The 20837-nt window shown below is 70.0% G+C and carries 21 protein-coding genes; 6 read left to right on the plus strand and 15 right to left on the minus strand.

The window, feature by feature from the left end; genetic code table 11:
• Window positions 1-24 precede the first annotated feature (24 nt).
• The gene (gene mnmH, locus FHD67_RS15890; protein WP_139599277.1) at window positions 25-1134 is read right to left on the minus strand and encodes a tRNA 2-selenouridine(34) synthase MnmH; all 1110 of its coding nucleotides are present in this window, start codon (window positions 1132-1134) and stop codon (window positions 25-27) included.
• Between the two features lie 2 nt (window positions 1135-1136).
• Window positions 1137-1697, minus strand: a complete 561-nt coding sequence (locus FHD67_RS15895; protein ID WP_046001308.1) for a L,D-transpeptidase — start codon at window positions 1695-1697, stop codon at window positions 1137-1139.
• Window positions 1698-1822: 125 nt separating this feature from the next.
• Between FHD67_RS15895 and FHD67_RS15900 the strand changes: the two genes are divergently transcribed.
• Together FHD67_RS15900 and FHD67_RS15905 are read left to right on the plus strand one after the other, a co-directional pair.
• Entirely contained in the window at window positions 1823-4054 is a 2232-nt protein-coding gene (locus FHD67_RS15900; protein WP_139599278.1) for a heavy metal translocating P-type ATPase, read from the plus strand.
• On the plus strand, window positions 4051-4695 hold the full coding sequence (locus FHD67_RS15905) for an arylesterase (RefSeq protein ID WP_139599279.1): 645 nt from the start codon (window positions 4051-4053) through the stop codon (window positions 4693-4695). The genes FHD67_RS15900 and FHD67_RS15905 overlap by 4 nt, the downstream gene beginning before the upstream one ends.
• A gap of 6 nt (window positions 4696-4701) precedes the next feature.
• Here the strand turns inward: FHD67_RS15905 and FHD67_RS15910 are convergent, their stop codons facing one another.
• The 4 genes from FHD67_RS15910 to meaB form a co-directional block, all read right to left on the minus strand.
• Complete coding sequence (locus tag FHD67_RS15910) at window positions 4702-5172, minus strand: copper chaperone PCu(A)C (protein WP_046001307.1); 471 nt, start codon at window positions 5170-5172, stop codon at window positions 4702-4704.
• A gap of 120 nt (window positions 5173-5292) precedes the next feature.
• A complete protein-coding gene (gene rpmB / locus FHD67_RS15915; protein WP_046001306.1) occupies window positions 5293-5589 on the minus strand; it encodes a 50S ribosomal protein L28 in 297 nt (98 codons plus the stop codon).
• A gap of 126 nt (window positions 5590-5715) precedes the next feature.
• On the minus strand, window positions 5716-6750 hold the full coding sequence (locus FHD67_RS15920) for a bifunctional transcriptional activator/DNA repair enzyme AdaA (protein ID WP_139599280.1): 1035 nt from the start codon (window positions 6748-6750) through the stop codon (window positions 5716-5718).
• 65 nt (window positions 6751-6815) lie between these two features.
• On the minus strand, window positions 6816-7790 hold the full coding sequence (gene meaB, locus FHD67_RS15925) for a methylmalonyl Co-A mutase-associated GTPase MeaB (RefSeq protein ID WP_046001304.1): 975 nt from the start codon (window positions 7788-7790) through the stop codon (window positions 6816-6818).
• Between the two features lie 122 nt (window positions 7791-7912).
• On the opposite strand from meaB, the gene FHD67_RS15930 reads away from it, so the two are divergent.
• The 3 genes from FHD67_RS15930 (at window position 7913) to FHD67_RS15940 (ending at window position 10476) form a co-directional block, all read left to right on the plus strand.
• Window positions 7913-8299, plus strand: a complete 387-nt coding sequence (locus FHD67_RS15930) for a SoxS protein (RefSeq protein WP_246071323.1) — start codon at window positions 7913-7915, stop codon at window positions 8297-8299.
• An 86-nt stretch (window positions 8300-8385) separates the two neighbouring features.
• On the plus strand, window positions 8386-9678 hold the full coding sequence (serS, locus tag FHD67_RS15935; RefSeq protein ID WP_139599282.1) for a serine--tRNA ligase: 1293 nt from the start codon (window positions 8386-8388) through the stop codon (window positions 9676-9678).
• 75 nt (window positions 9679-9753) lie between these two features.
• Window positions 9754-10476 carry a hypothetical protein gene (locus FHD67_RS15940; protein WP_046001302.1) on the plus strand — a complete coding sequence of 241 codons (723 nt, stop codon included), beginning with the start codon at window positions 9754-9756 and terminating at the stop codon, window positions 10474-10476.
• Between the two features lie 6 nt (window positions 10477-10482).
• Here the strand turns inward: FHD67_RS15940 and der are convergent, their stop codons facing one another.
• From der to FHD67_RS15985, 9 genes are all read right to left on the minus strand, one after another.
• Window positions 10483-11967: a ribosome biogenesis GTPase Der gene (der, locus tag FHD67_RS15945; protein ID WP_046001301.1), complete on the minus strand. Its 1485-nt coding sequence runs from the start codon at window positions 11965-11967 to the stop codon at window positions 10483-10485.
• Window positions 11964-13280: an outer membrane protein assembly factor BamB family protein gene (locus FHD67_RS15950; protein WP_045983618.1), complete on the minus strand. Its 1317-nt coding sequence runs from the start codon at window positions 13278-13280 to the stop codon at window positions 11964-11966. Before FHD67_RS15950 ends, der begins: the two co-directional genes overlap by 4 nt.
• Window positions 13281-13306: 26 nt before the next feature.
• Window positions 13307-13948 carry a tetratricopeptide repeat protein gene (locus FHD67_RS15955; RefSeq protein WP_139599284.1) on the minus strand — a complete coding sequence of 214 codons (642 nt, stop codon included), beginning with the start codon at window positions 13946-13948 and terminating at the stop codon, window positions 13307-13309.
• 130 nt (window positions 13949-14078) lie between these two features.
• Window positions 14079-14678, minus strand: a complete 600-nt coding sequence (locus tag FHD67_RS15960) for a superoxide dismutase (protein WP_045983614.1) — start codon at window positions 14676-14678, stop codon at window positions 14079-14081.
• A gap of 110 nt (window positions 14679-14788) precedes the next feature.
• A complete protein-coding gene (locus FHD67_RS15965) occupies window positions 14789-15307 on the minus strand; it encodes a sarcosine oxidase subunit gamma (protein ID WP_139599285.1) in 519 nt (172 codons plus the stop codon).
• Entirely contained in the window at window positions 15300-18230 is a 2931-nt protein-coding gene (locus tag FHD67_RS15970; RefSeq protein WP_139599286.1) for a sarcosine oxidase subunit alpha family protein, read from the minus strand. The genes FHD67_RS15965 and FHD67_RS15970 overlap by 8 nt, the downstream gene beginning before the upstream one ends.
• Window positions 18227-18574 carry a sarcosine oxidase subunit delta gene (locus FHD67_RS15975; RefSeq protein WP_139599287.1) on the minus strand — a complete coding sequence of 116 codons (348 nt, stop codon included), beginning with the start codon at window positions 18572-18574 and terminating at the stop codon, window positions 18227-18229. Before FHD67_RS15975 ends, FHD67_RS15970 begins: the two co-directional genes overlap by 4 nt.
• 165 nt (window positions 18575-18739) lie before the next feature.
• On the minus strand, window positions 18740-19000 hold the full coding sequence (locus tag FHD67_RS15980) for a hypothetical protein (protein ID WP_046001296.1): 261 nt from the start codon (window positions 18998-19000) through the stop codon (window positions 18740-18742).
• Window positions 19001-19091: 91 nt separating this feature from the next.
• A complete protein-coding gene (locus FHD67_RS15985; RefSeq protein ID WP_139599288.1) occupies window positions 19092-20357 on the minus strand; it encodes a sarcosine oxidase subunit beta family protein in 1266 nt (421 codons plus the stop codon).
• Window positions 20358-20531: 174 nt separating this feature from the next.
• On the opposite strand from FHD67_RS15985, the gene ccmI reads away from it, so the two are divergent.
• Window positions 20532-20837 (plus strand): c-type cytochrome biogenesis protein CcmI (gene ccmI / locus FHD67_RS15990; RefSeq protein WP_139599290.1); only part of this gene is annotated, 306 nt, incomplete at its 3' end.

Below are 20837 nucleotides of genomic sequence, written 5' to 3' on the forward strand. Positions count from 1 at the left end.
AGGCCAGCCCGCCCCCCTGCCCGATCACAAATCGGCGACCGCCCTGCGCGCGGGGCCTGCATCCGCCGTCCGCGACGAACCGCCCGCGGTCATCCGGGCCAGCCCCGCCTCGACCAAGCCGGTGGCGGCGTCCAGGTCGGACAGGTCGTCCAGTGCGACGATCTGTCCGCGCCCGTCGTCATGACGCGACCGGTGCTTGTCATAGCGCGGGTCGTAATGATCGCGCAGCAACCCCTCGGACAGATGCTGCCACCGGCCCTGCGCCAGCGCCTGCCGCCAGCGCTCGACACGCTCGGCGGGGTGCAGGGGGGCCATCAGGTCCAAAATCGCGGCGACGCGCGCGGGATCGTCGACCATGTCGCGATAGGTCGCGGCGGTGAACGCCGCGCGCGCGGCGACCGGCACCTGCATCTGCAGGCGGGGCGCGGCGCAGATCGCCTGCCACATCGCCTTGGGGACGGTGATTTGGCCGATGCGGCTACTCTCGGCCTCGACCAGCAGGGGGCGGGCGGGGTCCAGACACTCCAGCGCGACGGCCAGGCGTCCTTCGAACATCTTCTGGCTGGGCTGGCCCTCGGGGTGGCCGCCGAACAGGCTGCCGCGATGGTTGGCCAGCCCCTCCAGGTCGATCACCTGATGGCCGCGCTGCGCCAGCCGCTGCAGGATCGCGGTCTTGGCGCTGCCCGTGTTGCCGTCCAGCACGATCACGGGGGCCGCGATCGGACCGTTCTGCACCCGGTCCACGACCAGCGACCGCCATGCCTTGTAGCCGCCCTGAACCCGCGCCACGCGCCAGCCGATCTGGCTCAGGATCGTGCCGAAGCTGCCAGAGCGCTGCCCACCGCGCCAGCAATAGACCAGCGGCTGCCACGCGCCGCCCCGATCGGCCAGCGGCCCCTGCAGGTGCCGCGCCGCATTGGCCGCGACCAGCGCCGCGCCCAGCTTGCGGGCGTCAAAGGGTGACACATGCTTGTAGATCGTGCCCACGCGGGCACGTTCCGCATCCGACAGGACCGGCAGGTTGATCGCTCCGGGCAGGTGATCCTCGGCGTATTCCGCCGGGGCGCGGACATCGATGATGTCGTCGAACCCGGCCAGAACCGGGTCCGCCGCGCTGGCAAGCGTCAGATCCAAGATCAGAAGACGTAGACGGGCGTGCCGATGGGCACCTGGTCGAACAGGCTCATCACGGCCTCATTGCGCATGCGCAGGCAGCCGTTGGAGACCGCCCGCCCGATCGATCCGGGATCGGTCGTGCCGTGGATGCGGATGGCGGTGTCGTTGCCCCGGTCGTCATACAGGTACAGCGCCCGCGCCCCCAGGGGGTTCTGCGGACCGCCGGGCATGCCGTCGGCGTATTTGGCATAGGCGCCGGGGTTGCGTTCGATCATGTCGTCGGTCGGGCGCCAACTGGGCCATTCGACCTTGCGGCCGATCGTGGCCTTGCCCTTCCAGACCAGTTCGGCCGTGCCGACGGCGACGCCGTAGCGGACCGCCTTGCCCGGTGCCACGACGTGATACAGGAAGAAATCGCGGCTGACGACGACGATGCTGCCGGTCTCGAAATCGTCCCGGATCTCGACCTCGATGGGGGCATAGGGATCGACCGCCGCCTCCTGGGCGCCGGCCAGCGTCGGGGCCAGGGCGGGTGCGGCCACCAGCAGGGCGGCCAGAGAGATCATCTGACGACGGTTCATGGCGCAGTTCCAATCGGTTTGCTTTTCCTCCGGATACAGCGAAACGCCCCCGGCCCGCAACTCACGAGGGCGTTCGGCCGCCTCGCGGCCTTGACCGCGCGTCCCCCGCGCCACATCTGTCACCCATGACCCAAGCCGCAGCCCCGATCCCCGCCGATGGCCTGCCCGTCACCCGCCTGGCCATCCGGGGCATGAGCTGCGCGGCCTGTTCGGGACGCGTGGGCCGCGTGCTGTCGGCCCGCCCCGATGTGGCGGATGCGCAGGTGAACCTGGCCACACACCGCGCCCAGGTCAGCCACGATCCCGCCCTGACCCCGCAGGCCTTGGCGCAAATCGTGACGGATCTGGGCTATCCCGCGACCGTCATCGCCGACCGCGCCCCCCCACCCCCGGACGAGGCCCCTGCCCTGCGCCGTGCGGCCCTGACCGCCGCCGCCCTGACCCTGCCCGTCGCGGTGGTCGAGATGGGTGGCCATCTGGTCCCGGCCTTCCACCACTGGCTGCATACGCTGGTTCCCATGCGCGCGTTGTGGGTCGTGCAGATGATCCTGACGCTGGCGGTGCTGGCCGGACCGGGGCGGCGGTTCTTCGGCACGGGGCTTGCCGCCCTGCGCCGCGGCGCCCCCGAGATGAACAGCCTCGTGGCGCTTGGCGCGGGCACGGCCTTTGCCTTTTCCGCCGTCGTGACCCTGGCCCCCGGCCTGGTCCCCGCCGCCTCGCGCCAGGTGTGGTTCGAGGCCGCGGCGGTGATCGTCACACTGATCCTGACCGGCCGCTGGCTGGAGGCGCGCGCCAAGGGCCAGGCCGGCGCCGCGATCCGCGCGCTGCTGGCCCTGACGCCCGATCACGCGACCGCCCTGCGCGACGGGCATCCGGTGCGTGTCGCGGTGGCCGACCTGCAGCCGGGCGATCTGGTGCAGCTGGCGCCCGGCGAACGCATCGCGCTGGACGGCGTGCTGACCGAAGGCGAAGGCCATGTCGACGAATCCATGCTGACGGGTGAACCCGTCCCGGTGCTGCGCGCGCCCGGCGACACGGTGACCGGCGGCACGGTCAACGGCGCAGCCGCGTTGACCTATCGCGTCACGGCCACGGGGCCGGACACCGTGCTGTCGCGGATCGTGGCCCTGGTCGAAGAAGCGCAGGCCGCCCGCCTGCCGGTGCAGGCGCTGGTCGACCGGGTCACGCGGATCTTCGTTCCGGTGGTGATGGGCCTGGCGGTGCTGGCCTTTGCGCTGTGGCTGACCTTTGGCCCCGACCTTGCGCATGCGGTGGTGGCGGCGGTGTCGGTGCTGATCATCGCCTGCCCCTGCGCGATGGGCCTGGCGGTGCCGATGTCGATCATGGTGGGCAGCGGGCGCGGCGCGCGGCTTGGCATCCTGTTCCGCCAGGGCGATGCCCTGCAGAAACTGGCGGGCGCGCGGGTGGTGGCCTTTGACAAGACCGGGACGCTGACGCAAGGCCGCCCCCGCGTGACGCAGATCTGGACCCACGGCATCGACCGCGACGCCGCCCTGCGCCTGACCGCCGCGGCCGAGGCCCGATCCGAACACCCCCTGGGCCGCGCGATCCTGGCCAAGGCAGGCGGCATGACGCTGTCCCCGGCGCAATCGGTGACCGCTCTGCCCGGACGCGGCCTGACCGCGATGGTCGAGGGGCGGTCGCTGCTGATCGGCAATGCCGCAGCGCTGCAGGCGGCGGGCATCGTGCCGGACGCAGCCCTGATCCGCCATGCCGATGCCGCATCGACCGATGGCGCGACCCCGGTGCATCTGGCCGCCGACGGCCGCCACGTGGCGACATTCGCGCTGGCCGATCCCGAGCGCCCCGAATCCGCCGCGGCCATCGCCGCCCTGCGCAACATGGGCCTGCGGACCCAGATGCTGTCGGGCGACCTGCCCGCCACCGCGCAGGCCATGGGCGCGCGGCTTGGCATCGACGGGGCGCAGGGCGGGCTGACCCCCGATGACAAGCTGACCGCGATCCGCGCGATGGGGCCGGGCAGCGTCTTCGTGGGCGACGGCATCAACGATGCGCCGGCGCTGGCCGCCGCCGACACGGGCATCGCCATCGGCACCGGGACCGACATCGCCATCGAGGCCGCCGATGCGGTCCTGATGGCGGGCGATCCGCAGGGCGTCGCCCGCGCGATCCGTCTGTCGCGCGCCGTGATGCGCAACATCCGCCAGAACCTGTTCTGGGCATTCGCCTACAATGCCGCGCTGATCCCGGTTGCCATGGGCGCGCTGGTGCCCTTTGGTGGGCCGCAACTGTCGCCCATGCTGGGGGCGGGCGCGATGGCGCTGTCCTCGGTCTTCGTGGTGACCAATGCCCTGCGCCTGAGGACTGCCGCATGACCTTGACCCGCCGCCACCTGCTGACCACCGCCGCCGCCGCCACACTGGTCCGCCCCGCCCAGGCACAGGCGCTGCCGCGCATCCTGTGCTTTGGCGACAGCCTGACCGCCGGTTTCGGCCTGGGCCCGACCGAGGGGCTGGTCCCGCAGCTGTCGGCCTGGCTGGCCGATGCGGGGCGCCCGGCGGACCTGATCGATGCGGGGCTGTCGGGGGACACGACCTATGGCGGCCGCGTGCGGATCGAGCTGTCGATGCGCCGCCACCGCCCCGATGCCGTCATGGTCGAGCTGGGCGGCAACGACATGCTGCGCCGCTGGCAGCCCGCCGATGCCGAGGCGAACCTGGACGCGATCCTGCAGACCGCGGGCAGCGGCAGGCGGCCCCTGCTGCTGGTCGGCATCCACGCCCCGGCGGGCCAGCCTGACTGGCGCCGTGCCTGGAGCGGGATCTGGCCGCGTTTGGCAGAACGCCACGGCGCCCTGCTGCTGCAGGATCTGTATGCGCCGCTGGCACAGGTGCCCGCGACCGACCGGGCGCCCCTGCTGCTGCGGGACGGGGTTCACCCGTCGGCGCAGGGGGTGGCGCTGATCGTTCGGCACCTGGGTCCGGTGGCCGCCCAGCTGGTCGAACGGGCGGCCTGAGGGCCCTCAGTGGCCCTGATGGTCGCCGTGGTCGTGATCGGCGGGGGCGGCATCCTCGCGCTGGTTGTCGACGACGACCTGCACCTCCTCGGTGCCGCAATCGCCAAAATCCATCGACAGGGTCAGCGTGTCGCCATCGGCCAGCGGTTCGGCCAAGCCCAGCATCATGATGTGGTCGCCGCCGCGGTTCAGGGCGTGGGTCTGACCGGCGGCGACGGCGATCCCGTCCTCGATCCGGGTCATCTTCATGACGCCGCCTTCCTCGACATGGGTGTGCAGCTCGACCCGCTCGGCCGCGTCGGACGACACGCCCTGCAGGGTGCAGGCGACCTGACGGTGGTTTTCCAGCTGCATGAAGACCGCGCCCACCTTGGGGTTGGTGCTGCGCGCATAGGCGTCGTTGGCGTGCATGCCGTCATGGGCAAGGGCGGCCACCGGGGTCAGCATCGCGACGGCGGCCAGGATCGACAGTTTCATTCGGCAAGGTCCTTGGATGGGGCCGGGGCGGGCACAGGCCGCACCGCACGGGCCGGGGTTCCGGACATGCAAAAGCCCCGCCGGAACGGCAGGGCCATGCATCATCCGACGATCATCGGATCAGGCGGTCGCGGCAGCCGATTCGGCCTTGACCAGGTCGCGCTTGATCTTCTGGGCGCGGTCCGACAGCTCGGTGTCCTTGGCTTTGGCCAGGAAGGCGTCCAGGCCGCCACGGTGATCGACCGAACGCAGCGCCGCGGCCGAGATGCGCAGCGAGTAGCCACGGCCCAGCTTTTCGGACAGCAGCGTGACCTCGTTCAGGTTCGGCAGGAACCGGCGACGGGTCTTGTTGTTGGCATGGCTGACATTGTTACCGCTCATCGGGCCTTTGCCGGTCAGTTCGCAGACGCGCGACATGGTGTGTTCCTTCGTCTCAGCTGTGCGGGCGGGGGGTCCGTCCCAATGTGAAAAGGCGCCGCGAGGCAGCGCCCGGAATTCCGTTCGCGGGTGGCTACCGCATGAGGGGCGCGTCGTCAAGCCTTGTCAGGTGATTCCATAGCCGCGCTCCAGCGCGATCAGGCGCTCCTTGCGCCACAGGCCGCCCGCATATCCGGTCATGCTGCCATCGGTGCCGATGACCCGGTGACAAGGTACGACCAGCGCTAGCCGGTTCGCCCCATTGGCCGCCGCGACCGCGCGGACGGCGGTGGGATGGCCGATGGCTGCCGCAAGCTGGGCATAGCTGCGTGTCCGGCCCGCGGGAATCGCCTGCAGTTCCTGCCAGACGCGGGTCTGGAACGGCGTGCCGCGCAGGCGCACCGGCAGGTCCAGCCGCCCGTCGCTGCCCGCGAAGAACCGGGCCAGGGCGGCCTCGGCCCGGTCGGTCACCGCGGTGCGGCCCAGCCCGATCCGCCCCCCCGCCATCACCGACAGCCGCCGCAGCCCCTGGGGCAGCGCCTTGCGGTCGGTGAATTCCAGCAGGTGCAGGGCGTCGTCATCGGCGATGGCGATCATCCCGCCCAGGGGCGTATCGATCCAGTCCGCGCGCAGGTCCGCGGCCCCCCGCATCTGGTGCGGCGCATGCCCGAACAGGCGTGCAAAGGCCTGCCGGAACCCCGATGCCGAATCGAACCTCGCGTCCAGCTGTGCGTCGATCATCCTGCCTCCTTGCGTCAATGTGGTCAGGCCCGCGCGCAGCCGTGCCGCGCGCGCCAGCTGCAGAAAGCTGGTGCCCAGATGCTGGCGGAACAGCCGCCGCACGGTCGAGGGGTCATGCCCCAGGGCGGTCAGATCCGCCTCGGACCAGCGGCGGGCGGGGTCGGCGGCCAGCGCCGCGCCCAACGTGGCGACCAGCGGCGGCACCTGCCCCTCGGGACGGCAGCGCAGGCAGGGGCGGAACCCCGCGGCCCGCGCGGCGGCGGCATCCGCGAACCAGCGGCAGTTGTCGCGCCGCGGCTTGCGCGCCGGGCAGCTCAGCCGGCAAAATATCCCGGTCGAGGTGACGCCGACCAGCGCCCGCCCGTCATATCCCGGATCGCGCGCCAGCAGCGCGGCATACAGATCGTCATGGTCCGGCATCGCCCCCTCCTGTGCGGACCGATCTAGCCGATTCGCGGACAGGGCGGGGCGCGTTTTCGGGCATTTCATCGCGGCTGCCGCAACCAGTCCAGCATCTGGCGCGCGGCCTCGACCGGGGGCAGCGCGCCTTGGGTGACACGGGCGCCCAGATCACTGATGCGCGCGCGGGCGTCCGGGGCGTCCAGCTGCGCCAGAAGCCCGCCCTGCAGTTCGGCCATGAACCAGTCGCGCGCCTGTTCAGCCCGGATGCGGTCGAAATGACCGGCCTCGCGGCGCCAGTCGGCCAGATGGCGCATGCAGGACCAGGCCTCGGGCAGGCCCGCGCCGGTGGTCGCGCTGACCGGCATGGCCTTTGGAAAGCCGTCGGGGTCCTGCGGACGCTTGCGCAGCAGGCGCAGCGCGCCCGTGTAATCGGCCACCGTCCGGCGCGCGGGCGACAGCAGGTCGCCATCGGCCTTGTTCACCAGAATCAGGTCGGCCATCTCCATGATGCCGCGCTTGACCCCCTGCAATTCATCGCCGCCCGCAGGCGCCAGCAGTAGGATGAACAGGTCCGACATCTGTGCGACCAGGGTTTCGGACTGGCCGACGCCCACCGTCTCGATCAGGACGACGTCGTGGCCCGCGGCCTCGCACAGGCGGATCGCCTCGCGCGTGCGGCGGGCGACGCCGCCCAGATGGGCGCTGGACGGGCTGGGCCGGACATAGGCGCGCGGGTTGCGCGACAGAAGCTCCATCCGCGTCTTGTCCCCCAGGATCGAACCGCCCGACCGGGTCGAGGACGGATCGACCGCCAGCACCGCGACGCGCAGCCCCTGTTCGGTCAGCATCGTGCCGAACGCCTCGATGAAGGTCGACTTGCCCACCCCCGGCGTGCCCGACAGCCCGATCCGCAAGGCCGTGCTGTCGGGCAGCGCCGCGATCAGGCGGCCTGCGCGGTCGCGGTGGTCGGGGCGGGTCGATTCCACCAGCGTGATCGCGCGCGACAGCGCCCGCCGATCGCCCCGCAGCAAGGGTGTCAGAAGATCGTCCGTCGTCATCGCCGCCTTGTCCCGCTTTGCGCGAGACACTGGACCAGCCACCGCCGGGGGGCAACCCCGTCGACCTTGTGCCATGGGCTGGCAGGGCTTAATCTGGCGCCATCCCGCGTGGAGGTCCCGTCATGCCCATCCTGTCCCGCCGCACCGTCCTGATGGGCGCCGCGGCCGTGATGCTGCCCCTGGGGGTGCGGGCTGCGCCGCCGTCGGGCTGGCGGCTGATGATGGTCGAATCGCCCGCCTGCCACCATTGCCGCGCCTGGCACGCGCAGATTGGGCCGGGCTATGCGACCTCGGCCGCGGGGCGGGCCGCGCCGATCCTGCATGTCGACGTGGATGGCCCCTATCCCGATGGGCTGGCACTGGCGCGGCGACCCTGGATCACGCCCACCTTCGTGCTGCTGTCGGACGGATCCGAGGCGGGCCGGATCGAGGGTTATGTCGGCCAGCGCTATTTCTATCCCGTGCTGGAGGAGATGATGCGCGGTGCGGGACTGACACTGGGCGCGTGATATTCCCGCGGTGGCGGCGGGCCGGGCTTTCTGTCGCGGTCGGCATGCGCTAGTCAGGCACCCAGACAATTTGCGAAGGTGCCGCCATGCATGACATCCGTGCGATCCGTGACAATCCCGATGCCTTCGAGGCGGCGCTGAACCGCCGCGGGCTGACCGGCCTGACCGCGCAGATCCTGTCGCTGGACGAGGCCCGCCGCGGTCACATCGCCGCCGCCGAGACCGCGCAGGCTGACCAGAACAAGGCCAGCAAGGACGTGGGCGCCGCCAAGGCGCGGGGCGACGACGCCGAGTTCGAGCGTCTGCGCGCGCTGGTCGCCACGACCAAGGCCGACATCGCCCGCATGCAGGCAGAGGCCGCCGATCTGGACACGCAGCTGCGCGATCTGCTGCTGGGCATCCCGAACCTGCCGCTGGACCGTGTCCCCGAGGGCCGGGACGAGGACGACAATGTCGAGCTGCGTCGGTGGGGCACGCCTGCGGCCCTGGACTTCGCCCCGGTCGAGCATTTCCAGATCCCGGGCGTCGTGCCGGGCATGGATTTTCAGACCGGCGCCAAGCTGTCCGGCAGCCGCTTCGTCGTGCTGAAGGGGGCGGTCGCGCGCATCCATCGCGCGCTGGCGCAGTTCATGGTCGACCTGCATGTCGACCAGCACGGGCTGGAGGAGACCTGGACCCCGGTCCTGGTGCTGGAACAGATGATGCTGGGCACCGGCCAGCTGCCCAAGTTCGGAGAGGACAGCTATCTGACCCGCGAAGGGTACTGGCTGATCCCCACATCCGAGGTGACGCTGACGAACACCGTGAACGGCGACCTGCTGGACCAGGCCGCCCTGCCCCGCCGCATGGTCGCCCACAGCCAGTGCTTCCGATCCGAGGCAGGCAGTGCGGGCCGCGACACCACCGGCATGCTGCGCCAGCACCAGTTCGAGAAGGTCGAGATGGTGTCGATCACCGACGCCGATTCCGGTCTGGCCGAACATGACCGCATGACCCGCTGCGCCGAGGCCGTGCTGGAGGCGCTGGAGCTGCCCTATCGCACGATGATCCTGTGCACCGGCGACATGGGCGCGGGCGCACGCATCACCCACGACCTGGAGGTCTGGCTGCCGGGCCAGGACCGCTATCGCGAGATCAGCAGCGTCAGCTATTGCGGCGACTATCAGGGACGGCGGATGAACGCGCGCTATCGCCCGGCGGGCGGGGGCAAGCCGGAATTCGTGCACACCCTGAACGGGTCCGGCCTGGCCGTCGGACGCGCGCTGATCGCGGTGCTGGAAAACGGCCAGCAGGCCGACGGATCGGTCCGCCTGCCCGCGGTCCTGCACCCCTATCTGAAGGGCGCGACCACGCTGACTGCCCAGGGATCGCTGGCCTGACACCCCGATTGCGGACGGCGCGAAACTGCCGCAGGCCGGCGCGCGTTGGCCTGCATGACACGGATCGGTTCAGTCTTGCATCTGGTGGTCGCCGCGATCTTCGTGATCTGCGGCGTGATTTTTGCGATGCAGCCCGATGCGCGCATCATCACGGACGCGGCGCGTCTGGCGGCGCCGCTGCTGCCGCCCGTCGCGCCGACCAGCATCGCCATTCCCCACCTGTACCTGAACCCCGACAACCTGTTGATGTGGATGCTGCTGATCGCCGTCTGGATGATGGTGATGCTGGATGCGGTCGGGCAGTGGATCGACCCGTCTGATGACGAGCCGATCCGCGCGGGCCGACCGCGCGTGTGGCCGATGCTGCTGGGGGCGCTGGTCCTGGCATCGGTCTGGCCGCTGCTGATCGACAATCCGGGCGTGCTGACCCTGGCCTCTGTCGCCGGGGCCATCGCCGCCACGGTGGGTGCCCGGCGCGCGGCAGGTCGGCACCGCCCCGCGATCGGGTTTCTGGCCGGATGGGCCACCGCCCTGGCCTCGGCCGCGCTGGCGGAGCTGACCGCCGTGCAGTTCGGTCTGTCCGCGCAGGTCGTGTCGGCGGTGGCGATCCTGCCCGCCGCGGCCCTCGGCATGGCCGCGCAGATGTGGATCGGCCCAAGCGTGGGCTATTCCGTGGCGCTGATCTGGGCATTCTGCGGGCTGGCCATCTCGACCATGGGCAGCGATCCGATGATCGCGCTGGCCGCGATCATCGGGATCAGCGCGATGGCCACGGTGCTGATCCGCGCGGCCAGCTGAGCCGGGTCAGCTGCCCTTGGGTTTCTGGCGATGCTTATGCTTGGACAGCGCGCCAGACTGCACGATCTTGGTGGCCTTGGCCTTGTAGGGGTTCTCGCCGCCCTGATCGCGGAAGAACAGGCGGATCGGCGTGCCGGGCATGTCGAAATCGGTCCGCAGTCCGTTGATCAGATACCGCTGATAGCTGGTGGGGATCTGGTCGGTATGGGTCGATTTCACGATGAACGCGGGCGGACGCGTCTTGACCTGCGTCATGTAGCGCAGGCGGATGCGGCGACCGCCGGGGGCCGGGGGCGGATGGCTTTCGGTCATCGCGCCCAGCCACTGGTTCAGGCGGGCGGTCGGCACGCGGCGGTTCCAGACCTCGTGCGCCTTGATGACAGCGTTGTGCAGGCGGTCCAGCCCCTTGCCGGTCTTGGCCGACACGGTGATCAGCGGCGCGCCGCGCAGCTGCGGCAGCAGCTTTTCGAAACTGGCGCGCATCTCGTTCAGCTTGTGGGACTTGTCGTCCTCGGTGTCCCACTTGTTGACGGCAATGACGACGGCGCGACCCTCGGTCTCGGCGAAATCGGCGATGCGCAGATCCTGGGTCTCGAAGGGGATCTCGACGTCCAGCAGGACGACGACGACCTCGGCGAAACGCACGGCCCGCAGGCCGTCGGCCACCGACAGCTTCTCCAGCTTCTCGGTCACGCGGGCGCGCTTGCGCATGCCGGCCGTGTCGAAGATGCGCATGGGCGTGCCCATGAAGTTCGTGGTCACGCTGATCGAATCGCGGGTGATCCCGGCCTCGGGACCGGTCAGCAGGCGGTCCTGCCCCAGGATCTTGTTGATCAGCGTCGACTTGCCCGCATTGGGGCGGCCGATCACGGCGATCTGCAGGGGACGGGCCTCGGATGGGCGCCAGTCCTCGGAACCCTCGCCCGATTCGGCGTCCTCCTCGGACAGGTCCAGGTCAGTCACGGCCTCGATCGGGGCGGGACGCTCGGCCTCGATCCGGTCGGCCAGGGGCATCAGCACGCCGTAAAGGTCGTCCATCCCCTCGCCATGCTCAGCCGAGATGCGCAGGGGCTCGCCCAGGCCAAGGGCATAGGCCTCCATGGCCCCCGCCTCTCCGGCACGGCCCTCGGACTTGTTGGCGGCGACAATGACATGCTTGGCGCGGCGGCGCAGGATCTCGGCGAAATACTCGTCGGCCGCGGTGATGCCGATACGAGCATCGACGACGAACAGGCAGATGTCGGCCTCGTCAACGGCGCGTTCGGTCAGGCGGCGCATGCGCCCCTGAAGGCTGTCATCCTCGGCCATCTCCAAGCCCGCGCTGTCGATCACGACAAAGCGCAGGTCGCCAAGGCGGCCCGCGCCCTCGCGGATGTCGCGGGTCACGCCGGGCTGGTCATCGACCAGTGCAAGTTTCTTGCCAACCAGACGGTTGAACAGGGTGGACTTGCCCACATTGGGCCGCCCGACGATCGCAAGGGTGAATGTCATCTGAACGCATGCAACTGGCCGTTGCGCGCAACGACGTAAAGGGTTTGACCGGCGACCACCGGGGCCGATGCCGCCCCACCGGGGATCGCCACCTGACCGACCAGCGCGCCGGAGGCGGGATCGAAGCTGCGCAACATGCCATCGCTGGAGGCGATATGCAACCGCCCCCCGGCCAGCACGGGACCGTAATGCGCGTGGACCGCATCCTGACGCCGCACGCGCTGCGTGGTGTAATACGGCAGGGGCTGGCGCCAGACGACGCCGCCCGTCGCCGCATCCAGCCGGACCAGCTGGGCCTGGTCGTTCACGGCAAAGACCGACCCGCCCGCGACGACGACCGGGCTGTTGGCGCCCTCGTCCGCGGTCCAGTCGTTCAGGCCGGTTGACAGCTCGACCGCGCTGATGCGCCCCGAGGAAGTGCCCGAATAGACGCGCCCGCCCGCGATCACCGGATCGCCGGTCACGTCACGGACCACCGCGATGGCGCGTCCGGGACGGGTGCCCGCGATCTGCGACGTCCAGTTGGTCAGGCCCGACTGACGGTCCACCGCCACGATCTGCCCCGACGAGAACGGGAACACCACCGTGTCGCCCTGTACGGCCGGGACCGACACGCCCATGACGCCGGACCCCGACGGCGTGCCTGCCGCCTGCCACAGCACGCGCCCGTCGCTGGCGCGCACGGCCCAGCCCACGGCGTTCCGGGCCGCGACATAGACCACGCCGTCCTGCACGGCCGGGCCGCCGCCGATCGAGGCCTCGACCCGCTGGCGCCACAGCACGGCGCCGCTGGCCGCGTCCAGCGCGACCAGTTCGCCGAAACCGGTGGTGACGAAGACGCGCCCGCCCTCATAGGCCAGACCGCCGCCCGAGGCGCTGTCGACATTCTCCAGCGCAGGCGTCACGTCGGTGGACCAGGCGCGCCCGCCGTTCAGCGCGGTCGCGGTGACGCGGGCGCGGCTGTCCAGGGTGAAGACCCGGCCCGCCGCCACGACGGGGTCGGCGGTGATGCGGTGACGACGGGTTTCGCCCTGGCCGATGGACGCGGACCACAGGGCCGTGCCGCCCGCGCCCAGGGCCAGATGGCCCGGCGCATGGGCGGCGTTGCCGCCGCGATGGGTCCATTCGCCGTTGGTGACCGGGGCGGACAGGGACAGCGCGGTGCCGGTGATCCCCGCCGCACCCTCGACCGCGGGACCGTCGGCCGAGATGACGGCCAGGGGGTCCAGGCGCTCTCCGGGCAGGATGATTTCGCGGTCGCCGCAGCCGGCAAGTCCCAGTCCGGCGGCCATCGCCAAGGTCAGTCGCAGCATGGCGGTCATCCCTGTCTCTCAGTCCGTTATTCGGTCGGTTCGGGCGTCTCGCCCAAGGCGATCATCATCTCGGACAGGCGACGACGCAAGGCCTCGGTCAGGCCGTCCTTGTCCTGGATCTGACGGATCAGGGTGATCGCATCCTCGGGGCGCCCGGCACCGATCAGGGCCACGGCCTTCTGTTCCAGCGCCAGCAGCTCGAACGGTGCACCGGCGCGCGACAGGCGGGTCAGGATGGCATCGCGTTCGGCCGCATCCATCTGCGCGCCCTGCGCCATCACCAGCTTCAGTTGCGCCAGCTCTCCCAGAACGCTGTCGGGCTGGGCATCGGCCACGCCCTGCAGCGCCTGTGCGCGGGCATCGGGATCGGTCTGCGCGCCCGCGGCCAGCAGCCCGGTCAGCGCCTGCCGCCCGGCCGAGCCGCGCGGATCGACGGCCAGAACGGCGGCGGGGTCGTTCTCGGCCTCGGCCGCCAGGATTGCATCGCCCCAGGCCTGCGCGGCGGCGCGGTCCTGGGCGGCGCTGTATTCGCGCCAGGCGGTGAATCCGACCACCGCCACGATCACCAGGACCACGATCCAGCCGTAACGGCGCATCGCCCTGTACAGGCGGTCGCGCCGCAGCTCTTCGGTGACTTCGTCGATGAAGGTGTCGCTCTGGTTGGCCATGCCCGCCCTGCCGATCTGTCCTGTGTTCCCGTGGTCTTATACCGCGATGGACGGAAATGCCAATGCCGGCGCGGGCGCTACGCAAAAGGCCCGCCACAAGGGGCGGGCCTTTCGATCGATGCGTCCGACCTCACATGCGCGAGGCGACGTTCTCCCAGTTCACCAGCTTGTCCAGGAAGTTCTCCAGGTACTTGGGGCGCGCGTTGCGGAAGTCGATGTAGTAGCTGTGCTCCCACACGTCGCAGCCCAGCAGCGCCGTCTGACCGGTGCACAGCGGGTTGACGCCGTTCTCGGTCTTGGTGATCTCCAGCTTGCCGTCGGCATTCTTGACCAGCCAGACCCAGCCCGACCCGAACTGGCCGACGCCGGCCTCGGCGAACTTCTTCTTGAACTCCTCGACCGAACCGAAGCTGTCCTTGATCGCGGCTTCCAGGTTGGCGGGCATCGGGCCGGGGTTCGGGCCCATCATCTCCCAGAACTGGGCGTGGTTCCAATGCTGGCTGGCATTGTTGAAGATGCCGTTCTGCGCCACGGCGCCCTTCTGGTAGGTGCCCTTGACGATATCTTCCAGCGACTTGCCTTCCCACTCAGTCCCGGCCACCAGCTCGTTCAGCTTGGTGACATAGGCGTTGTGGTGCTTGTCGTGGTGATACTCCAGCGTCTCGCGCGACATGCCGCCGGCTTCCAGGGCATCGTGCGAATAGGGAAGATCGGGAAGGGTGAAGGCCATTTTGCGGTCCTTTCGAAAGGGTTGGTTCGGCTCGGCGCGAACGGTCGCGCATTCGGGGGACCAACGCAAGGGGTGGACCGGGGTTCCGATCCCCCCTTGCGCCAAGGCGGTCAGCGCGGCGCCAGCTGGCTGCCCGGCGTGGCCGCATTGGTCAGGATCAGCGACAGGTAATCCGCCGTCGAGCGAAAGCCGATCACGCGGAACCCGCCGTCCACCCGCCAGAAGGCCGCGGCGGTCTGCGCCATGCGCGTGCGGCGCAAGACGCCCGACGGCAGGGCCGCGGCATCGACCGGGGCCAGTTTCGCGATCACGTCTGCGGCATGGGGGCCCGTCACATCAAAGACCGCACGCGCATCCGACATGTCGGCCACCAGCCCGTGTTCACCCGTCAGCGCCTGCGTCAGGTCCGACAGCGCGGCGGAAAGGTCCGATGCGGGCAGGATCAGCAACAGCTCGTCCGACGACATCCACGCCAGGGTGCGGCTGCCGTCGGTCACGGTGCCGGTCGCGTCGGGGATGGCCAGGCCCGCGGCCTCGGCCAGGGCGTCGCCCGCGCGGTCCAGATCGGCCCGGATGGTGATCATGCCCAGGCCCGCGACGGGGGTGATGGTAGCCAGCGCTTCAGCCATTCTGACGGCTTCCTTCCTTGTCGTAGAAGACCGGATCGACGATCCGCGCCTGCATCACCGCACCGTCCGGCATCGGGAAATCCAGGACCTGCCCCATGCGGGCCGGACCGTGGCGGACCAGGCCCATCGCGATGGGCTTGTCCAGCGTCGGCGAGTGATAGCTGGAGGTGACGCGCCCCTGGGTCTTGCGCTGGCCGTTGCCGTTCGTGCCGTCGGCCACCGCATAGGCGCCGTCGGGTATGACCTTGCCGGACAGGCTCTCCAGCCCCACCAGCTTCCAGCGGGTGCCGTCGGTCATGTGGCTGCGGCGTTGGGCGCGCTTGCCGATATAGTCGGCCTTCTTTTTGGATATCGCCCAGTCCAGCCCCAGATCCTGGGGGATGATGGTGCCGTCGGTCTCGTCCCCGATCATGATGAAGCCCTTTTCGGCGCGCATCACGTGCATGGCCTCGGTCCCGTAGGGGGTGATGCCCAGGTCGCGGCCGACCTCGTGCAGACGCTCCCACAGCTCCAGCCCGCGATTGGCGGGCACCGCGATCTCATAGCTGAGCTCGCCCGAGAAGCTGATGCGGAAGATGCGGGCGGGGATGCCGGCGATGTCGCCTTCGGCCCATTGCATGAAGGGAAGCGCCTCGGCCGACAGATCGATGCTGCCCGGCAGGCGTTCCAGCAGGGCGCGGGCCTTGGGTCCGGCCACGGCGATCTGTGCGAACTGTTCGGTCAGGTTGGCGGTATAGACCTTCCAGTCCCACCATTCGCATTGCAGCCAGTCCTCCATGTGCCCATGGATGCGGTCCGCGCCGCCGGTGGTGGTGTGGCACAGCCAGGTGTCGTCGGACAGGCGCGCCACGACGCCGTCATCCATCAGGAAACCGTTCTCGTTGCACATCAGGCCATAGCGGCATTTGCCGACCGGCAGGGTGGACATCATGTTGGTGTACAGCATGTCCAGGAACCGCCCGGCATCGGGCCCCTTGACGATGATCTTGCCCAGGGTCGAGGCGTCCAGCGTGCCGACGCCCGCCCGCACCGCCAGAATCTCGCGGTTGACGGCGGCGTGGCGATCCTCGGTCGCGCGGGGATAGGCATAGGGGCGGCGCCAGTGGCCCACCGGCTCCCAACTGGCGCCGTTGCGGTCGTGCCAGGCGTGGATCGGCGTCTTGCGCAGCGGCTGGAACGCCTCGTCCTTGGCCTCGGCCGCGATGGTGGCCAGGGTCAGCGGCGTGTAGGGCGGGCGGAACGTGGTGGTGCCGGTCGCCTGGATGGGCTGGTTCAGCGCGTTGGACAGCACCGCCAAGCCGTTGATGTTGGACAGCTTGCCCTGGTCGGTCGCCATGCCAAGCGTGGTATAGCGCTTGGTGTGCTCGACGCTGGCATAGCCCTCCTGGGCGGCCAGTTCGACATCGGTGACCTTCACGTCGTTCTGGAAATCCAGCCACATCTTGGCGCGCAGCTTGTAGGGCGCGCGGGCGGGCATGACCCAGACGGGCATGGTCGCACCCGCAGGGCTTTCCAAGTCGCCGGCGCAGTGCAGATCGCCATTGGCGGCCCCCGCGACGGTCACGTTGCCCTGCCCGTCCGCACCCAGGGGCGGGCGGTCGGGGTCGGGGCGGAACATCGATTGCGCCTCGTCCCAGGTCAGCTTGCCGCCGCAATGCGAATAGAGGTGCACGACCGGCGACCAGCCGCCCGACATGGCCACCACGTCGCAATCGACGGTCTGGCGCGGCGCGCCGTCGCCTTGGTGGTCGCACAGCACCACCCCCTCGACATGCTTGGCGCCCTTGACCTTGGCGACGGCCGTGCCGGTCAGGACGGTGATGCCCGCGGCCCGCGCGGCCTGGGGCAGCGCCCCGTCGGCGGTGGGTCGGGCATCGACGATGGCCGGCACCTCCAGCCCCGCGGCATGGGCCGTCAGGGCGGTGCGATAGGCGTCGTCGTTGTTCGTGACCACGACGATGCGCCGCCCCGGTGCCACGGCGTAATCGGTGATGAAATCGCGGACGGCGCTGGCCAGCATCACGCCCGGCACGTCGTTGCAGGCAAAGGACAAGGGACGCTCCAGCGCGCCGGTCGCGGCGATCACCCGGCCCGCCCGGATGCGCCACAGGCGCTGGCGGGGGATGCCCTGGTTCGGGTCGTGATCGGCCAGCGATTCCCGCGCGATCAGATAGCCGTGGTCGTAAAGGCCGGTGGCCATGGTGTTGCGGCGCAGCGTGACGGTGTCGCGGCCCCGCAGGTCGGCCAGCAGCGCGTCGATGGCGGCCTGTCCGCCGTCGTGGTCGGTGGGCGTGCGCCCGCCCCAATGGGCGCCCTGTTCCAGGACCAGGACCGTGCCGCCCGCCTTGGCCGCATCGCGGGCGGCGGTCAGGCCCGCGATGCCGCCGCCGACCACGACCGTGTCGGCAAAGCCGTAGGCCTGTTCATAGCGGTCCGGATCGGGGTCGGTCGGTGCCCGGCCCAGGCCCGCGCTGCGGCGGATGATCGGTTCGAACAGGTGCTTCCAGAAGGGGCGCGGATGGATGAACGTCTTGTAGTAAAAGCCTGCGGGAAAGACCGGCGACAGCCAGTTGTTCACCGCGCCCACATCGGCATCCAGGCTGGGCCAGCAGTTTTGGCTGCGCGTGACCATGCCGTGGGTCAGGGGCGTGGTGGTGGCGCGCTGGTTCGGTTCGAACCGGCCGCCCTGGCCCAGGCCCAGCAGCGCGTTCGGCTCCTCGGCGCCCGAGGCCAGGGGACCGCGTGGGCGGTGATACTTGAAGGACCGGCCCATCAGCATCTGGCCGTTGGCCAGAAGCGCCGAGGCGATGGTGTCGCCCGTCAGCCCGCGCAGGTGGCGGCCGTCAAAGCGGAACGGCACCTGCCAGGCACGGTCGATGCGGCGGCCACCGGCGGGCAATCGGAAGGGGGGCGTGTGGGTCATTCGGCGATGCCTTCGGCGGGGGTCCAGTCGGGTGTCCAGTCGGGGCGGACCTTGCGGATCGCCTCCACGATCTGGGCAGGGGGATGGGGCGTCTGCGCCTTGTAGGTGCCGAACACCTGCAGCGTGGCGGTGCAGCGCGCGGCCAAAAACCACTTGCCGCAGCCATAGGCGTGGCGCCAGCGTTCGAAATGCACGCCCTTGGCGTTCTTCCGCGCGAACAGGTAGCTTTCGAACTCCTCGTCGGTGCCGTTCGGGCCGATGCGGGCCAGGTGCGCCTCTCCGCCCGGATGCAGTTCGGTTTCCTCGGCGTTCACACCGCAATAGGGACAGGTCAGGATCAGCATCGGGCTTCCTTGGGGTGCGAGAGTTGCGGATGCGAAAAGGCACCGCAGCGGCGCAAGCCGGCGGTGCCGTCTGTCCGACATACCGTCGGACGCAGGCCGGGGGCTGACCGCCCCCGGACCCCCGTGGTCGCGCAGGACGACCGGGCCGTCCCGCGCGTCAGGGCATCAGTTGGCCGGAGCCGGGGTTGCCGGTTCGGCAGGGGCGTCGACGGCCGCGGGGCTGTCGGTCTCGACAGAGACGGCAGGGGCGTCGGCCGCAGGTTCGGCCGCCGGCGTGTCGACGCTGATGTTGGTCGTGTCGCCTTCGACCGGGTCGGTCGTGGCAACGCCGGTCGGTTCGCCTGACATGAAGAAGAACAGCAGTGCAACGACGACGACGATGCCGCCGACGATGAAGTAGAGGCCATTGTTGTTGCGGTCAGCCATGATGAACCCTTTCGGTCGGACCTGTCATGGCAAGGCAATTCGCGGATGGCGTCCGGGGTTCCGTCGCGGGAAAACATCGGCGCGCCCTCGCCTAATGCGCGACGCCGGCGGCGACCGATTCGTCGATGAACCGGCCCTCGCGGAAGCGGTTCAGCCCGAAATCGGCGGCCAGCGGACCCGGCGTTCCCTTGGCAACCAGCTCGGCCATCGCCCAGCCGGAACCGGGGATCGCCTTGAACCCGCCGGTGCCCCACCCGCAGTTCACGAAGATGCCACCCACCGGGGTCGACGACAGGATCGGGGACCGGTCGCCGGTCATGTCGACGATGCCGCCCCATTGGCGCAGCATCTTCAGGCGGCTGATCATCGGGAAGGTCTCGATCAGGGCGCGGACGGTCTCCTCGACATGCTGCCAGGAGCCGCGCTGGGTAAAGTTGTTGAACCCGTCGGTGCCGCCGCCGATCACCATCTCTCCCTTGTCGGATTGCGACATGTAGCCGTGGACGGTGTTTGCCATCACGACCACGTCCATGCAGGGCTTGATCGGTTCGCTGACAAGCGCCTGCAGCGCGACGCTTTCGATGGGCAGGCGGAACCCGGCCATGGCCGCCAGCTGGCTGGAATGGCCCGCGACCACGATCGCCAGCTTGTCGCAGCCGATGCGCCCCTTGGCGGTGTTGACGGCGCGGACCTGGCCGCCCTCGGTCTCGACCCCGGTCACCTCGCAGTTCTGGATGATGTGCATGCCCATGTCGGAACAGGCCCGCGCATAGCCCCAGGCCACCGCGTCATGGCGCGCCGTGCCCCCGCGGGCCTGATAAAGGCCGCCCAGCACCGGATAGCGCGGCCCGTCCAGGTTGATGATCGGCACCTTGGCCTTCAGCTGCTGGGGGTCCAGCCATTCGGTCTGAACGCCCTGCAGGTTGTTGGCATAGACGGTGCGCTTGTAGCCGCGGATCTCGTGCTCGGTCTGGGCCAGCATGATCAGCCCGCGCGGGCTGAACATGATGTTGTAGTTCAGGTCCTGGGACAGGGTCTCGTACAGGCTGCGCGACTTTTCATAGATCGCCGCCGACGGGTCCTGCAGATAGTTCGACCGGATGATGGTCGTATTGCGACCCGTGTTGCCGCCGCCCAGCCAGCCCTTCTCGATCACCGCGACGTCGGTGATGCCGAAGTTCTTGCCCAGGTAATAGGCCGTCGCCAGCCCGTGCCCGCCCGCACCGACCACGATCACCTTGTAGCGCGATTTCGGTTCCGGGCTGGCCCAGGCCCGCGTCCAGCCCTTGTGCTGACGCAGCGCCTCGCGGGCGATGGCAAAGACGGAATAGCGTCGGGCGCGGGGGGCTTCGGGCATGGTGCCTCTCAGGAAACGGGTTGCCTGCACCATGGCTGTGGCGGGCCCGACCCTCAAGGCGGCTTGCGGCAGATCGCGGCGAAATGCGACATGCGACATTCGGACAGCCCTGTCGCAGCGCGCTTTCGGTCCGCCGCCATCCGCGCTAGGAACGGGGCCAACCGGAGGTGACGCATGTTCTGGATCCTGGCTGCCGCCCTGACGGCCATCACGGCCCTTGCCATCCTGTCGCCCCTGCGGCGGGGTCGCGGGGGTGCCGCCCCTGCCGCGGCCTACGACCTGCGCGTCTATCGCGACCAGCTGGCCGAGGTCGAACGCGACCTGGACCGCGGCGTGATCGGCCCCGACGACGCGCAGCGCCTGCGCGCCGAGATCGGGCGCAAGGTGCTGGACGCCGACCGTCGCGCCGCGCTGTCGGCCCCTGCCGCGCGCGGCGGCCGCGCGCTGTGGCCCGCGGTCGCGCTGGTCGCGATGCTGGCC

Source organism: Paracoccus haeundaensis (assembly GCF_006239215.1).
GTDB classification, from domain to species: Bacteria; Pseudomonadota; Alphaproteobacteria; order Rhodobacterales; family Rhodobacteraceae; genus Paracoccus; species Paracoccus marcusii.

Coding starts and splice junctions, on each gene's coding strand:
- FHD67_RS15895 (WP_046001308.1), bottom strand. CDS start 1,697: ATGAACCGTCGTCAGATGATCTCTCTGGCCGCCCTGCTGGTGGCCGCA.
- FHD67_RS15900 (WP_139599278.1), top strand. CDS start 1,823: ATGACCCAAGCCGCAGCCCCGATCCCCGCCGATGGCCTGCCCGTCACC.
- FHD67_RS15905 (WP_139599279.1), top strand. CDS start 4,051: ATGACCTTGACCCGCCGCCACCTGCTGACCACCGCCGCCGCCGCCACA.
- FHD67_RS15910 (WP_046001307.1), bottom strand. CDS start 5,172: ATGAAACTGTCGATCCTGGCCGCCGTCGCGATGCTGACCCCGGTGGCC.
- rpmB (WP_046001306.1), bottom strand. CDS start 5,589: ATGTCGCGCGTCTGCGAACTGACCGGCAAAGGCCCGATGAGCGGTAAC.
- FHD67_RS15920 (WP_139599280.1), bottom strand. CDS start 6,750: ATGCCGGACCATGACGATCTGTATGCCGCGCTGCTGGCGCGCGATCCG.
- meaB (WP_046001304.1), bottom strand. CDS start 7,790: ATGACGACGGACGATCTTCTGACACCCTTGCTGCGGGGCGATCGGCGG.
- FHD67_RS15930 (WP_246071323.1), top strand. CDS start 7,913: ATGCCCATCCTGTCCCGCCGCACCGTCCTGATGGGCGCCGCGGCCGTG.
- serS (WP_139599282.1), top strand. CDS start 8,386: ATGCATGACATCCGTGCGATCCGTGACAATCCCGATGCCTTCGAGGCG.
- der (WP_046001301.1), bottom strand. CDS start 11,967: ATGACATTCACCCTTGCGATCGTCGGGCGGCCCAATGTGGGCAAGTCC.
- FHD67_RS15950 (WP_045983618.1), bottom strand. CDS start 13,280: ATGCTGCGACTGACCTTGGCGATGGCCGCCGGACTGGGACTTGCCGGC.
- FHD67_RS15955 (WP_139599284.1), bottom strand. CDS start 13,948: ATGGCCAACCAGAGCGACACCTTCATCGACGAAGTCACCGAAGAGCTG.
- FHD67_RS15960 (WP_045983614.1), bottom strand. CDS start 14,678: ATGGCCTTCACCCTTCCCGATCTTCCCTATTCGCACGATGCCCTGGAA.
- FHD67_RS15965 (WP_139599285.1), bottom strand. CDS start 15,307: ATGGCTGAAGCGCTGGCTACCATCACCCCCGTCGCGGGCCTGGGCATG.
- FHD67_RS15970 (WP_139599286.1), bottom strand. CDS start 18,230: ATGACCCACACGCCCCCCTTCCGATTGCCCGCCGGTGGCCGCCGCATC.
- FHD67_RS15975 (WP_139599287.1), bottom strand. CDS start 18,574: ATGCTGATCCTGACCTGTCCCTATTGCGGTGTGAACGCCGAGGAAACC.
- FHD67_RS15980 (WP_046001296.1), bottom strand. CDS start 19,000: ATGGCTGACCGCAACAACAATGGCCTCTACTTCATCGTCGGCGGCATC.
- FHD67_RS15985 (WP_139599288.1), bottom strand. CDS start 20,357: ATGCCCGAAGCCCCCCGCGCCCGACGCTATTCCGTCTTTGCCATCGCC.